Source organism: Ktedonobacter sp. SOSP1-52, assembly GCF_016587395.1.
Map to the genome: position 1 here is coordinate 1,150,897 of NZ_BNJH01000002.1, position 13,587 is coordinate 1,164,483.

The window sequence follows — 13,587 nt, forward strand, 5'->3', positions numbered from 1 at the left end:
GGCGGAAACGGTGGCACCCACTGCGTAGGTGCGCTTCCGTCTCCGTGTGCTGGCTCCCTCTCCGTTCTTTCAACAAAAAAACAACGCCTGCTCTGGCGGGAAGCCGAGCCAGGCGTTGTTTTTCCTGGAAAACATGTTCCATTTTTCCGACGTTCACCGATCGATGCTCCATCTGACTGCCTTGGTGCTTCACCTCCATCCCTCAAAGAGAGCATGACCTTGAGGAGCTGTTTCATGGCTTCCAGGATGTTTGGCCCTGGAAATGACGATGAGGCCAGGTACAAAAAGCAGGGATTTCAGGCGAAACTTTTACCTGATGTTCTCCGTATCAACCCTGATGCTCAGAAAGAGCGCTCTCAGGGATATATCTCTGCACGCTCCCTCTCTCTCACGTACCTGCCTGTCAGAAGGAGTTCCGCCCGTGCGCGACCCATTCTGAACGGGTCAGAACGCGCAGAGAACGCTCTCAAGGAGGTGTTCCCCGCGCGTTCCCTGGGGAATCGGGGAAACAGCAGACGTTTCCAGCTAACAGATAAGCGTATTCCAGGCCATGAGTGGTGGCCCTCTCAGCAGAAAAGGCCCATTCTCTTGGGGCCAAGGAGGGCCTTGTACTCAACCAGAATGCTCTCTTTCAAGGAAACGCAGACATATCTAATAGGAATGATGCCTCTTCAACCAGGTTGCTTGTAGAAACTCGCGCGCAGAACTCACTTTTCTCAAAGGAACCACCTGGTTCCGATGGTCTTGTTCGCTCTCCCGCTTGTGTCCCTCCCATCGCTTGCTCTTCTCGTGTTTGGCATCTCTTCTGGCTCGATCAAGCTGTTTGTTGAGAAGAGACGTGGAAAGGATTATCCTCTGCCACCATTCGTGCTGTTCTAGCTCTTTCTCCTGGTTATTGCCTGTGCTTATGGCTACTCGGTGTACCGCGTCCCGATAGAGGAACAAGCGAGAAAAAGGAAACGCAACCAGTTCAACAACCGGGTGTAGTAAGGGCAGAAGCCATGTGCTCGCCTTTCCTCCACGATACGCTCTGCGGCGCAATGAGATAGACGCTTCAAGGAAGAGCTCTGGCGAAAAAACGTCTCCTGTTTCAGGAAGAAAGGCTTTCTTTATGCCTACCGATCAATCGACACCCCTCCCGTCGCGGGAAACGATGCCGTTCTCGCCACAGACGCGAGGAGTAGAAGTGACGCGTCAGACGCAACCGCATACTCCGGATTTTCTCTTGACGTGGCGGCCAGGTTCGGGTCTGAGAGACGTTTTCAGGCCAGACCCCGGCGCCGCCAATCTTTCCAGGGCCAATGGGCAGCACGCACTGTCTGAAGCCGAGGCGCTGCAGCGCTGGCTGGCGGCTGGTGGTGAGCTGGACATTGCATCTCGGTATGACTTGGAAATCATCGCGGGCGATGGTGCTCTCGATCCGTTCTCCATAGAGCCATCCGGGGAAGAGGCCAACCATGGCTCATCAGAAAGAGCGTGATCTGCTTCGGCGCACGGATCACTGCCGACCAATGCGAGTACGTGGCGGAAAGGTCGCCCGTTGTGTCAAGGGAGACTTGAGATGGAGAAGCGATCCTGACAAGGAGTGCAAACACTATGGTAGCGCAAAGAAAGAGGGTTCTTCCCTCTCCGACTGGCATCGAAAAGCCCCTGCTGGGAAGCAACCCGCTGGCTCGTCGATCTGATCTGAGGAAGGTTCCGTCAAGGGATGGCACGGGCTCGCCCATCGAGTCTTCTGTGTGTCCTTATCTCAACGAAATAAGTGCGGTCTTGTTGCTCTCTGCGGAAGAGGAGGTGTGGCTGGCCCAACGTATCGAGCGCGGCCAGGCAGAACGACGCAAGCCTGAAGCGTACCAGATATCTCAGTTCATAGAAGATGGCGAGGCGGCCCGACACCGCCTGATCGAAGCCAACTTGCGTCTGGTGGTCAGTGTTGCCAGGCGCTATTGTGGCTATGGCATGGCTCTGGAAGATCTGATTAGCGAGGGCAATCTCGGTCTGATCCGCACGGTGGAAACCTTCGATTACACCAGAGGCTACAAGTTTGGCACCTATGCCACCTGGTGGATTCGCCAGGCCATCACGCGTGCTTTCTCCGAGATCGCACGCGTGATTCGCCTCCCCGTCCATGTCTGTGAGCAAATCCATACGTTGACGCGAACGAAGCATACCTTGCTTGAGCACCTGAGGCATGAGCCGAGCGAGCAAGAGATTGCCACTGCGATGGGAATCGCCCCAGAACGGGTACGAGATCTGGTGGAAATCAATTACGAAATGGTCAGCCTGGAAAAGCCCCTGGATGAAGAGCACGCCGACTCACTGGCGGACATCCTGGAAGACCAGGAAACGCCGGTCCTCGATCATCTCCTGGAGCAACAGGCGTTGCGTACACAGGTTGAGAGCTTACTGGCGAGGCTTGGGCCACGCCAACAACTGGTCATGAGGATGCGCTTCGGTCTGCTCGACAATGGCCATGCGTATTCGCTGAGTGAAGCCAGCAAAGAACTCCAGGTGACACGGGAACGGGTGCGTCAGATCGAGGCTGCTGCCCTGGCAGATCTGCGCTGGTTTGTCCAGGCGGCAGGCAGGGATGTGTACGAGGCGTTCCGCGCGATTGTTGGCCATGGCGGCTGAGCCGGAAAGCGAGCTTCTCTCTCTGCTTCTCACCTGTTCTAGACAAAAGTTTCATCGGCAATTGCTGTCTTTGGGTCAATGAGCTGGGAGAAAAAACAAAGGAGCAGGTGAAACTTTTTCGTGCTGTTCGGAGTACTAACCCTGATGCTGAGAACAATTCTGAGCATTCGTCATTCCACCTGATGGGGAAAGGAGCATCTACAGGTCTTCTGTCTTGCAACCCACTCATTGAACAAGTGCCTCGTTTCCTCAAACGGCTTGTTCCTCTGAGACCTGACTGCTTTCATTTTAGACCACAGAACCCATGCGGCAAGACAAAGCGGTCAGGAACAGAGTGTCCCTCGTTCGTGCGACCTCTTCATGCTTGTTCTACCACGCGGCACACCTTTTCCCCTCCCTGGTTCCTTGAGCATTGTTCTCGCAGCGGAATCAGAAAGGAAATGGCATGTCTCTTCTCTTCCACAGAGCTGTTTTGGTACAGAACCAGAAAGAGATTTCTTATGACCCAAATACCTCTCACTCCCACCGTAGAGCCAGTCAGGGAGACGACGACAGCCCAATTCTCCAGCAACGTAGCGGCTCGCTACCTGTGGGCGTTGACCCGACTGTGTCTGGGCTGGACCTTCCTGTGGCCTTTTCTGGATAAGACCTTCGGACTTGGCCACGAGACTACTCCCGCGCACGCGTGGATCAACGGTGGTTCTCCCAGTATGGGCTTCCTCAGCGGTGCCACCGGTCCCTTCGCGGGCCTGTATCAAGCTATCGCAGGTGCCGGCTGGGTAAACTGGACCTTCATGCTCGGTCTGCTTGGGATCGCCCTGGCACTGCTGCTCGGCATCGGGACGCGCATTGCCGCTGTCGCCGGAGCAATCCTGCTCGTCCTGATGTGGAGCGCATCGTTGCCGCCCCAGGATAACATTTTCATGGACAATCATATCATCTACGCCATCGTCCTCCTCGGACTCGCCGTGGTCGGCGCGGGCAATACCCTTGGGCTGGGCCGTTGGTGGACCCAGACCAGTCTTGTTCGTCGCTTCCCCTGGCTCGCCTGAGTGAGGCGGCACAGGCTCTTTGAAGCGTGGCTGACCTGGGCATTCCCCCCAGGCGGGAGAAGCGCCCAGGTCAGCCACTGAGGGGTTCACGAGCGTTTGTGAGAACGCTTCATCGTTCCCTGAAGAGAGCAGAAGGTATTTTCGCGAAGAGAAGAGAGGCTGGGACCTATGAACATACTCGTCTATGGAGTAGGAGTAATTGGCAGTGTCTATGCGGCTCTCCTTCAAGAGTCAGGCTGCAATGTCGTTCTTCTCGCACGAGGTCCGCGCGCAGATGCGCTTCGTCTGCATAGTCTTCTGCTTGAAGATGCCGCTTTCTCTGGATGCCCAGGTGGTTTGCCGTTCTGTATTGGCAATATGCTCTGCGGACGACGATAGGCACGCTCACCCTGGCTCCCCGCCAATGTAGCCCGCGAGGAGATGCACCTGGTCGCACTGGCAATGATGGAGCAGCTTCAGGCCGCCTCTGCTCCAACACCAACCTTGCGTCACCTGTTGACGTTTCTCGCATCTCCTGTGTCGAGTCCGTCTCTGGCTGACCGTGAAGATGAACAGGTGGGAATGAAACAGGTGGAATGATGAACATGTTCTGGGTAGCCTGCCTTTTTGGAAGGGAACAGCCACCCGCAGAATGAGACAAGTTTCGTCCATTGCATCCCCAAAATGGACGCGAGAAACAAGAAAAAGAAGGAGAACAACCGTGACACAAAGAGATCCAAACACACCAGTCGCAGGCCAGCGACAAGACGATCGCGAAGAATTCCAGGTGATGGGTGAGCAGTTAGTTGCCACCGTGAAAAGACTGTTCCACGAAGGCAATGTCCGTCGCATCATCATCAAGCACGAGGGGCAACCAACCATGGAGATCCCGCTCACCATCGGCGTTGTCGGCACACTGCTTGCTCCGTGGCTGGCTGCCATAGGAGCTATGGGGGCGCTGCTGACCCATTGTACCGTTGAGGTCGTACGCACAGAAAAACCCGGCGAACCTTCCTTAAAGTAAAACCAAGGCTCTTCGCGAAACACGTGGACTGATTTTGCCCTTTTCCGCTACGTGTGGGAGACAAAACCGTCAACGTCTTTCGGCGGAGAGCTTGAGGAGAGATACTTCATGGCTACTGATATCACGCCATCTGGCAAAGAAGAGGTCGTACCAGCGACTCCCACTCCGCTATCTGGCAAAGAGGAGGTCGTGCCAGCGACTCCCACTCCAACACCACCGCGCAAAAAATCAGTCGGAGGAAGGCGTTCGCTCTGGCAGGCAGCGGGGCACTCGTGCTGGTCGTCGGCGGGGGCGTCTGGCGCGCTGCCGATCAAGGGGTGTTCAGCACAGGCGAGGGACCCGCCTACGAGCCCTGGGATGATTGGCGCACGCCAACCAGCGGACCTCTCAACCTCGTGCGTGCGGCTATCCTGGCGGCCAATCCGCATAACAGCCAACCCTGGCTCTTTCATGTCACCCCGACGCAGATCGACCTCTTCTCGGATCTCCGTCGCAATCTCGGAACCGTTGATCCCTTTCTCATTGAGATGCATATCGGTCTGGGTTGCGCTCTGGAAAACCTGGTATTGGCGGCGGCAGCCAATGGGTATACCACCCGGGTCAGCCTGTCACCGGATGCGTCGGATGAGACCCTGGTCGCACGGATTGGCCTGACACCCGGCAGCGTTCCTGTCTCTACGCTCTACCACATGATCCCGCTCCGTCACACCAATCGCTATCCCTATGACACCGGACACCCGGTGTCACTCGTGACCCTGGATGCCCTCAGTGCGCTGGGCGACGATCCAGATGTGCGCGTCTTCTGGTTTGCCAGTGCTCTGGAACGAACGCCTGTCGGCAATATGCTTGTGGAAGCGGCGCACGCGTTTGTGGCGGATAAAGCGCAGGATGGGGTAGATACCGGCACCTGGTGGCGCGCGACCTGGCAAGACATCCAGCAGCACCGTGATGGCATCACCCTGGACGCGGCAGGGCTGCCAGATCTGACCCGAGTCCTGGGGAAGATGCTGCCCTCGGTCTCGGTAGAGCAGCAAGATTCCTCGTTCTTGCAGAACACCGCTGAGCAAGCCAAAACCGCTGGAGCGTTCGGCTTGCTCGCGATCCGCAACAGACAAGACCGCACACAACAAGTACGTGCGGGTCAGTTCTGGGAGCATATGCACCTGTGGGCCACCAAAGAAGGACTCGCCATGCAGCCGCTCAACCAGGCGACAGAGCGCGCATCCAGAGAAATCGTCCTGGGGATGTCCCCTCACTTTGGCGATGCCTTGCGCTTGTTGGTCCAGGATGCTGCCTGGCAGGCCATCCTGACCTTTCGCGTTGGGTACTCGACGCACGAAGGATTGCGTAGCCCACGCCGGGCGGTGAACGATGTGGTGAAACCATGAGTGCTGGAGCGCATCGCTCTGTTGAGACAGAAGAGGTGATGGTTATCTGCGGCACGCTCAGGTGCTCTCCAGACTCCTTTTCCATGAAAAGGGGTCCAGGGATTGAGGGGTTTTTGTAAGCAGAGAGGTCAGTTCCGCATCAACAAGCAAGCAGTGTTTCTCCTGAAGCATCACACGAGCAACAGACCCTGGATTGCACGAACACATGTTCTTCCATCCAGGGGAAAAGGAAGCAAGATCATGAAACAGAAACGGATCGGCATCGCGCTGGTCGTCTTAGAGGTCTTTGTCGCACTGGGTGCCGTCGCAGGAGGCATCGGTCTGCTGACAGGAGCGATTCCTGCCTCACTTGACAGTCTCCAAGGCTCGCCGTTCGTTGATTACACCATCCCCGCCTGGTTGTTGATGGTCATTGTGGGTGGCAGCATGCTCCTGGCCACAGCAACCCTCTTCACCGGACGCGAAAGGGGTGTGCTGGCATCGGTTTTCGCCGGGCTCACCATGATGATCTTCGAGATTGCGGAGGCAGCAATCGTTGACCGGAGCGGTGGAAGCTGGCTCGTGATGACCGTGGTCCTGCAGTCCTTCTACTTCGTGCTCGGCCTGGCGATCGTTATGCTCAGTTCTTCCCTCTGGATGACCAAGTATCGGAGTCACCACTTCCCTATCAAACATGCCTCATGAAGCATGAAAAAGGAACATATGAACATCTCGAAGAGTGCGCTTTGGTTATCCGTGATCGATGCCCTCCTGGTGCTTACCGCGAGTGCTTCAGGCATCTTTCTCAAGAGTATCTACGCCCGAGAAACGCCCTCCTGGGCGCTCCAGGGAATTGGCCAGGATATCGTCAATCTCGTCGCTGTCGTTGTGCTGTGCATTGCAACCTATTTTGTCAACAGAGGATCAGTCAAGGCGTTCCTGGTCTGGAGCGGGGTGCTCCTGTATCTGCTGTACGCGTACATTATATACGCGTTTGCTCTCCACTTTAATAGCCTGTTTCTGGTCTATGTCGCTATTCTGGGCTTGTCTTTTTATGCCCTTGTTGGCAGCGTGATACACCTCCATATGGACGATCTCCAAGCTGCTTTTTCTCCTACCCCGGCAAGACTGGTGAGTGTGTTTTTTCTCGTCCTCGGTAGCGCATTTTTCTTGCTATGGTTACGTGAGGATGTTTCAGCCCTGGTGACAGGGACGATTCCGCCAAGTGTCACTCAGGCCAATGTGCTGACCAATCCCGTGCATATCTTAGATTTAGGACTCTTCCTCCCCGCCATGCTTTTGACCGCGCGGTTGCTGTGGAAAAGAAAGCTCCTGGGCTACCTCCTTGCCGGTTCTTTGCTGGTGTTTAGCAGCCTCATGGGAACCGCGATCCTCGCCATCTTTCTTGTCATGAACTGGAATGGAATAGCGACAAGTGTTGGCGTCGAGGCATTCTTTGCGCTCATTATCGTCATGAGTCTTTTTCTCAGTGTCCTCTCCCTTCGAGAAGTGAAATAACAGAAGAAAGCAGTGACAAAGATGACGATACTTATCGCTTACGCAAGCAAGCACGGATCGACCCAGGAAATCGCAGAGCGCATCGCGGAGAAACTCCAGCAGATGGGGAAGAAAGCCGAGACCAGATCGGTGGATGCTCGCGAGAATCCTGAGAACTACGAGGCTCTAGTGGTTGGGAGTGCGATCTACTATGGGTCCTGGTTGAAGGAGGCCACAGAGTGGGTGCGCCAAAACCAGGCTGTCTTAGCTGCGCGCCCGGTGTGGCTGTTCAGCAGCGGTCCACTCGGCACCGAGGTCCAGGACGCCGAGCCGCAACCCAAGGAGATCGCGAAGTTCCGGGAGATACTTGGACCTCGCGATCAGCGGATCTTCTTCGGAGTCCTTGACCACAGCCGCTTGTCTTTTGCTGAACGTGACCATCACCAAGATTTGTGGAGACCCTGACGTCGAACTGGCCGAGATGCATTTCCAGTTTGTCATCGTGACGCTCGACGGCCATAGCAGTTTCACGGCGGAAGGAACAGCCTTGCTGCACAGCCTTGGCGACGCAGTCCGCACATCCGAGGCAATGGTCATCATGCTCTCTTGCGAAATACCTTGGAGAAATAATTAGCATCGTAAAATCCCACATTGGCCTCCTCAATTCTCACCTGTTTGAGATAATCTGTGAGCATCATCCCCAGCGCTTTTTTGCTGGTGCGAGTCTGAAAACCCTGGGTCTCTCACACCTGACGTTGCTGCTCACAAAAGTGCTCATACCGTTTCACCGAGACACGATCTGCGATCCCAAGCTGCTGCTGCAAGGCTGCCAACGTGCCCCCCGCCTGCAAAAAGCGGATGGCATAGGTATCACGCAGCATGGATGGGCAGATGGGCATCCTGGTGAACCCTGCACGTCGGCTCATCCGTTGAAACAGGCCCGTCAGACTACTCTTGATCAAAGGACGCCGCCGTTCCGTGAGCAAGAGCCGGTCCTGCGCCTCTGGCACCGCAGGCTCCCAGGCTGGCGTGAGACGGGCTTGATCCAGATAGGCACCCAAGGCACGCTTCCCGTCTGGCGATAAGGAAAAGGTACGAAGTGGCCCTCGTTTTCCCTGGACGGTCACGGTTCCGCCGGCTCGGTCCACATCCGCCAAGCGTAAGTGGCACAGTTCAGACACCTGCATTCCCGTCTCCCACAAGAGCCAGAGGATAGCACGGTTGCGTGCTGTCAGACCCGCGTGGTGCCCTCCAGGCGACCCTGGGAGCTGACAGACCCGTAGCAGGTGGACAAACATCTCTGGTTCCACCAGGTGGAGCGGGCCCTGGGGGACAGCAGGAATCACCTCATGCGGAAAAAGCGGTTCGGACACATATCCCTGCTGAACCAATCAGTTACAGAATGCCCGCGCCGAACGGGCGTAAGCCGACACCGTACTCACTGTTCGCGTCGCCCCGGTCCGAACTGACGGCACGAGGTGCAGGTCAGCCACCCAGGTCTGCAAGCAGTCCCTGGAAAGGTGGCGCACGTCCGTGAGATGGTACTGCCTCCACAGATAGCGCCGCAAGGCTCGAAGCGAGGTGTGATGCCACTCCAACGTTTTGGGGCTGCGAGAGGTACACATCTCCTGCATGTAGGCCGCCATAGCCTGCTCGACCGTCATTGAGAGACCATCACACCCTCGTGCTCCCCTACGGTCCTGCTTGATGTCCCAAAGGCAAGTGCGGGAAGAGGGGACGCCTGCACGGCACACTGGTCAGCATCTGAGATCACTTCTTCAGAGGAGGACGGCTCCTCTGGGAGTGGCTCCGCCTGCCCTCCCTGGAGGCGCTCCAGGAGCCAGGAGTCTTCCCAAGTGGAGCATCCGGGCGGACAGATGACAGAAATGTGCGTCTCCAGAGGGGCGAAGACAGCGCGATCAGGAACCTGATGCTCGATTCCCTGCACGATCTGGGTGCTAGTCCACTCCGGATGGGCCTGGAGCAGCGCCAGGATCTCCTCGCGGCCAGGCACCTCCAGGGAGCCTGTCTGTTCAGGTTCTCTTTCGGGCGCCGGCAGTGGCTCGGACATACAAGCCGCCAGACAGAAGCGGAGCGGTGGCCAGGCACGCCCAGAGGCTCCCACCGCAGGGGGCAAATGAGCCTCACACAGGAGGGCATACCGCAAGGCATCGAGATGCTCGCTCAGCGCGAGCGGATCGATCCGCTGGACCCACTTGCTCAGATCATGCTGCTGCTCTTCCGGCAGGACACCAGAAGCCAGCGCCCGTTGCAGTGGCGTCTGGGCCACGTCATACACACGGTGCACTCGGTCCCTCTGGAGCACTTTGGCCTGAAGCTTGAAGGAGGGCTGAAAACAATTAACCACTAGGCGCAGCACCCGGTAGACTTCTCCGAGTTGCCGATACGCCCGCACTCCCACCAGCCGGACACAGCCCACCACCTCGCGGACTACCGCTCTATTCTTCTGCTCGACATGGGCTTGATCATTTTTCACTCCTGGGCGCCCGCGCGTAAAGGTCAGGTGCTCCTGCTCGCAATACATCATCACCTGCTCATTGAGGAACTCCGAGCCGCTATCGGCGTCGATGCCCAGGAGAGGAAACGGAAAAAGCGTGCGCGCCTGCGAAAGCACAGCCTGCACGGCGTCAGCTCTTTTCTCCAACAAGGGAATGCATTCGGTCCAGCCAGTAGCAAGATCCGTCAGCGTCATGGTGTAGAGAAAACTGCCATCAAGGTGCTCCCCGCAATGAGCCACCAAATCCACCTCCACAAAGCCGGGGCGATCCTCCTCTCATGGAGCGAAGACACACACCGGGATCTGAGACTTGCGTAGGAGACCAGGAGTGGTCGTAGACAAACCATGTACACGAGGTTTGCGTTGGGTGCGTAGGTACCGCTCCGCCGTAGACACACTCATGGCGAGCAACTGGCGACGCTCTTCTTCTGTGAGGTGCAGATGCCCGTGCCGTTCCAGCAACGTCACCAGCGTGGGCAGGGATGGCAAAAGCCGCTTGGCACACACGTAGTGAGCCGCTTTCCAGGCCAGAAAGAGGGCCTGCTGCACTTCTTGACGGTACTGAGGCAGGCGATGACGCTGAATAGTTTGCTGGTCATACTCCCCATGGTTGAGGAGCCTGATGGCATGCTTGCGTGTGTAGCCCGTCCATTCCACAAATGCATCCAGCAGCAAGGTTTTCTGGGCCGGAGACGCCTGCTGGTAGCGCGGCACCAGAGACCGAAGCAGCACGCGCCGGGTCTGAAAGGTCTGTACGATTTGTTGCGGCATAACGATGTTTCCTCTCTCCAAACAACCCGATCTTCATCGGAGAAGGAGGGGAAGAGATTCGTCAGTGTGCCGAGAGGCTGCAGGACGTGCGCTCGTTTTGCGCTCCCGTTGCCCAGATCCTCCTCAGCACCTCAGACGCGCTGGTGGTCTCTTCTGTCACGAAGCAGACGATCGATGCCTAGAGACTCAGCTTTATGAGAAATCGTACCCGGCTCTCCACGAAAAAGAGCACCTCCCTCTTTGCGAGAAACGCACGCGAAAGCAATGGGGAATAGTTTTCGGGGCTTCTCTGCAAAGGGGGAAAAGGAGGAACAATCATACCCGTGGGTACGATCTCTCGTGAAGTAATGCGGCGCTGGAGAAAAAGGTTACGACAATTTTTGCTCTCTTGCGGCAAAAAATGTCCGAACATTTTTGCTGTTCTCGATCTCTTATTACTCACTGCTTTTTGCTCCACGACAAAAGAGGTCAGAAGATATATCATCTTTTTCCTCTCTTATGCATGAGTTTTAACAATGAGACAAAAGATATGCTCAACCCCTCTCATTATGAGAGCAGAAGACCACCCCTCATCTCGCTTCTTCTGAAAAAACAGCGCAGCAAGGAAGCGAAACCAGCGAAATCCTTTCTCAGCAGACATGCTCTTAAGATAACTATAAAGGACTTTCTGCTTACATTTCAAGTGGGAAAGCCTGCCTCCAGCAAACCACGCCTAAATCACAACAAATGATTTCTCGTGGCAATAAAGACGACATATCCAATGCAGGTTGTAAAGTTCTGTCACTCCAGGATCGCCAGCGCTGAATTAGCCTGCTAAACTGGGAAAAGCTCAGCATCGTACGGCGCACCGACCCACTGGCGCAGACGTTTATGCTCAGGATGCTTTGGATTCTGCAACACCTTCAGTAAAGCTGTGTATCCCCCTATTCCACCAGCATCCTCTGGGGGGCATGCCCGTTCACCCGCCAGGCAACGCGGTGTGATCCAGAGAGCATCCTCAGTCCAGTTTTCATCTGCGAGGTGCTCGATTTTTTCAATCGTAATCTGGTGCATCCAGCTATCTCCCAGGTCATATTCGTACGTCAACTTCAGCCACTCAGCTCAGACAGTCGCATCGAGCTTTGTGCTTCGGCTATCCCTGATGCGCATATATACACTGTCCCAATCAGGGTCAGGAAGGCCATACACGGTTGTCTTCTTATTGATCGTTAGACGAAACAAATAGAGATGAGCATTCTCCCACCCCATGACCACCTGAAGCATTTTATGGAGCGTATGAAGACTAATGGCACCAGGCACGACCATTCTGCGCCAGATCGGTGGCTCAATACCAACCAGTTGGACGTGCAGAGAATAGCGGCTCTCTGACTGATAACTTCCCAAGCGCATCTTCTCTTCTACATGATGTTACCTAATACAACTCCCCTTGCAGCTCATACTGGCCCCAAAAGTCGTGGTATCTCTTAAAATGTACGAAATAACCACAAGCAACTTGCAGGATCCTTGAATGGATCGATCTCTCTGCTACGGAATAAATCAGCTATTGCGAGAATGTTCCGACAAGTTTTTCGTCTAGGCTGCTTACTCACTAAAACTGGCAATTTTCGCATGTTTGACAGATTCTATTTTTTTCTATTCGTTCGTTTACCCCTACCCATACGCTCTAAACCTCGATGCAATAGTACCAGCAACATGGTTTCAAACAATACAATGAGCCAGAGTGCAATGCTACTGACAATCCAAATCACTTGTAGAAAGACCTCCTTGTCTGCAGGCAACCCACATTTTGCCTTTGAGCGTATGTCACGCAAAGAGACAATGGGATACCAGTTCATCAAGCCTATCGCGACATCACCCTATCCACCATTGACGCATTTCTCGTTGTAGCACGATGCAACATCCCGCACTACTCAGCCATCTCTCCCTTTCGCTATCGCGTGCTCAAACCAGGCGATCTCTGCCCCTAACATATGCAAATTATAGTCTACAAGCTGCTCTGCAAAAGGGCATTCATCCTCGCGTACCCGCGGGTTCAATCGTAAACTTGCCAGAGCATTGTGATAATACGAACGCGACGACTCCAAATAGCGACGATACCGCTCGAGCACATTCAGCCGCTCTTGAGGCAATAGCAGGTTAAATTTTGATAACTGCACGGTAAACAACTCAGGATGATAGGCATATCCCTGAGGCTGACACATCAACTCAAAAAAGAGCTCACGTCCCTTCTCAGTAATCGTGTACGCGCGTCGGGGCTGTCCTCGTCCCCGGCGCTCTTGTGGGGCAGTCTCATGCTGTGTATCAACGAAGATGGTGATCAACCCCTCCCGTTCCAGGCGACGAATGAGCGGATAGAGCGTTCCCCAGCTCAACTGGCGCTGTGGCCCCAAAATATGGTTGATAATCTCATTGAGCTTATATCCATGCTGTGGGCCTTGCATAAGCTCACCCAGGACAAATAATTCATACGCTGGATTGGACTTGCGAGCTTCAGAGGAACGGTAAGCATGAGCATTCTGCTCGTCTAATGGCGTTATCTGATCGTTCTCATACGACATCACGGCCTCTTCTTCTTCATGACAACTCAGCACCTATCAGGAAGAACTGCAATTTCATTTCCTTGCAAAAAGGAAACAATCTCGCTCTTTCAGCGTATGAGCATCGATTACCCCTGAATTACCACGATGAGCCAGTGTCACATGGATAGAGACAAAAACGCGAACTCCTTTACTTACAACACACTCC

General features: G+C 55.2%; 15 protein-coding genes and 1 pseudogene. 10 read left to right on the forward strand and 6 right to left on the reverse strand.

Going from position 1 to position 13,587, the window contains the following annotated elements; all coding sequences use genetic code 11:
* Positions 1–1,111: 1,111 nt before the first annotated feature.
* From JMJ16_RS20505 to JMJ16_RS20550, 10 genes are all read left to right on the forward strand, one after another.
* Entirely contained in the window at positions 1,112–1,480 is a 369-nt protein-coding gene (locus JMJ16_RS20505) for a hypothetical protein (protein WP_201384526.1), read from the forward strand.
* Positions 1,481–1,596: 116 nt separating this feature from the next.
* Positions 1,597–2,634: an RNA polymerase sigma factor RpoD/SigA gene (locus JMJ16_RS20510; protein ID WP_201384528.1), complete on the forward strand. Its 1,038-nt coding sequence runs from the start codon at positions 1,597–1,599 to the stop codon at positions 2,632–2,634.
* 500 nt (positions 2,635–3,134) lie between these two features.
* Positions 3,135–3,686, forward strand: a complete 552-nt coding sequence (locus tag JMJ16_RS20515) for a DoxX family membrane protein (protein ID WP_201384530.1) — start codon at positions 3,135–3,137, stop codon at positions 3,684–3,686.
* Positions 3,687–3,854: 168 nt separating this feature from the next.
* On the forward strand, positions 3,855–4,064 hold the full coding sequence (locus JMJ16_RS20520; protein WP_201384532.1) for a ketopantoate reductase family protein: 210 nt from the start codon (positions 3,855–3,857) through the stop codon (positions 4,062–4,064).
* Positions 4,065–4,106: 42 nt separating this feature from the next.
* Positions 4,107–4,265, forward strand: coding sequence for a hypothetical protein (locus JMJ16_RS20525; protein ID WP_201384534.1), 159 nt, complete (start codon positions 4,107–4,109; stop codon positions 4,263–4,265).
* A 121-nt stretch (positions 4,266–4,386) separates the two neighbouring features.
* Positions 4,387–4,689, forward strand: coding sequence for a DUF4342 domain-containing protein (locus JMJ16_RS20530; RefSeq protein ID WP_201384536.1), 303 nt, complete (start codon positions 4,387–4,389; stop codon positions 4,687–4,689).
* A gap of 272 nt (positions 4,690–4,961) precedes the next feature.
* Complete coding sequence (locus JMJ16_RS20535) at positions 4,962–6,077, forward strand: hypothetical protein (protein WP_201384538.1); 1,116 nt, start codon at positions 4,962–4,964, stop codon at positions 6,075–6,077.
* A gap of 240 nt (positions 6,078–6,317) precedes the next feature.
* Positions 6,318–6,761: a hypothetical protein gene (locus tag JMJ16_RS20540; protein WP_201384540.1), complete on the forward strand. Its 444-nt coding sequence runs from the start codon at positions 6,318–6,320 to the stop codon at positions 6,759–6,761.
* Between the two features lie 18 nt (positions 6,762–6,779).
* Complete coding sequence (locus JMJ16_RS20545) at positions 6,780–7,574, forward strand: hypothetical protein (RefSeq protein WP_201384542.1); 795 nt, start codon at positions 6,780–6,782, stop codon at positions 7,572–7,574.
* 21 nt (positions 7,575–7,595) lie between these two features.
* A complete protein-coding gene (locus JMJ16_RS20550; RefSeq protein ID WP_201384544.1) occupies positions 7,596–8,018 on the forward strand; it encodes a flavodoxin domain-containing protein in 423 nt (140 codons plus the stop codon).
* A 278-nt stretch (positions 8,019–8,296) separates the two neighbouring features.
* Here the strand turns inward: JMJ16_RS20550 and JMJ16_RS20555 are convergent, their stop codons facing one another.
* From JMJ16_RS20555 to JMJ16_RS20580, 6 genes and pseudogenes are all read right to left on the reverse strand, one after another.
* Positions 8,297–8,926: a site-specific integrase gene (locus JMJ16_RS20555; RefSeq protein ID WP_201384546.1), complete on the reverse strand. Its 630-nt coding sequence runs from the start codon at positions 8,924–8,926 to the stop codon at positions 8,297–8,299.
* Positions 8,927–8,944: 18 nt separating this feature from the next.
* A complete protein-coding gene (locus JMJ16_RS20560; protein WP_201384548.1) occupies positions 8,945–9,217 on the reverse strand; it encodes a hypothetical protein in 273 nt (90 codons plus the stop codon).
* A complete protein-coding gene (locus tag JMJ16_RS20565) occupies positions 9,214–10,326 on the reverse strand; it encodes a DDE-type integrase/transposase/recombinase (protein ID WP_201384550.1) in 1,113 nt (370 codons plus the stop codon). Before JMJ16_RS20565 ends, JMJ16_RS20560 begins: the two co-directional genes overlap by 4 nt.
* 21 nt (positions 10,327–10,347) lie before the next feature.
* Complete coding sequence (locus JMJ16_RS20570) at positions 10,348–10,842, reverse strand: hypothetical protein (RefSeq protein ID WP_201384552.1); 495 nt, start codon at positions 10,840–10,842, stop codon at positions 10,348–10,350.
* An 813-nt stretch (positions 10,843–11,655) separates the two neighbouring features.
* A pseudogene (locus JMJ16_RS20575) lies at positions 11,656–12,231 on the reverse strand (plasmid pRiA4b ORF-3 family protein).
* A gap of 521 nt (positions 12,232–12,752) precedes the next feature.
* Entirely contained in the window at positions 12,753–13,400 is a 648-nt protein-coding gene (locus JMJ16_RS20580; RefSeq protein ID WP_201384554.1) for a PadR family transcriptional regulator, read from the reverse strand.
* Positions 13,401–13,587 lie beyond the last annotated feature (187 nt).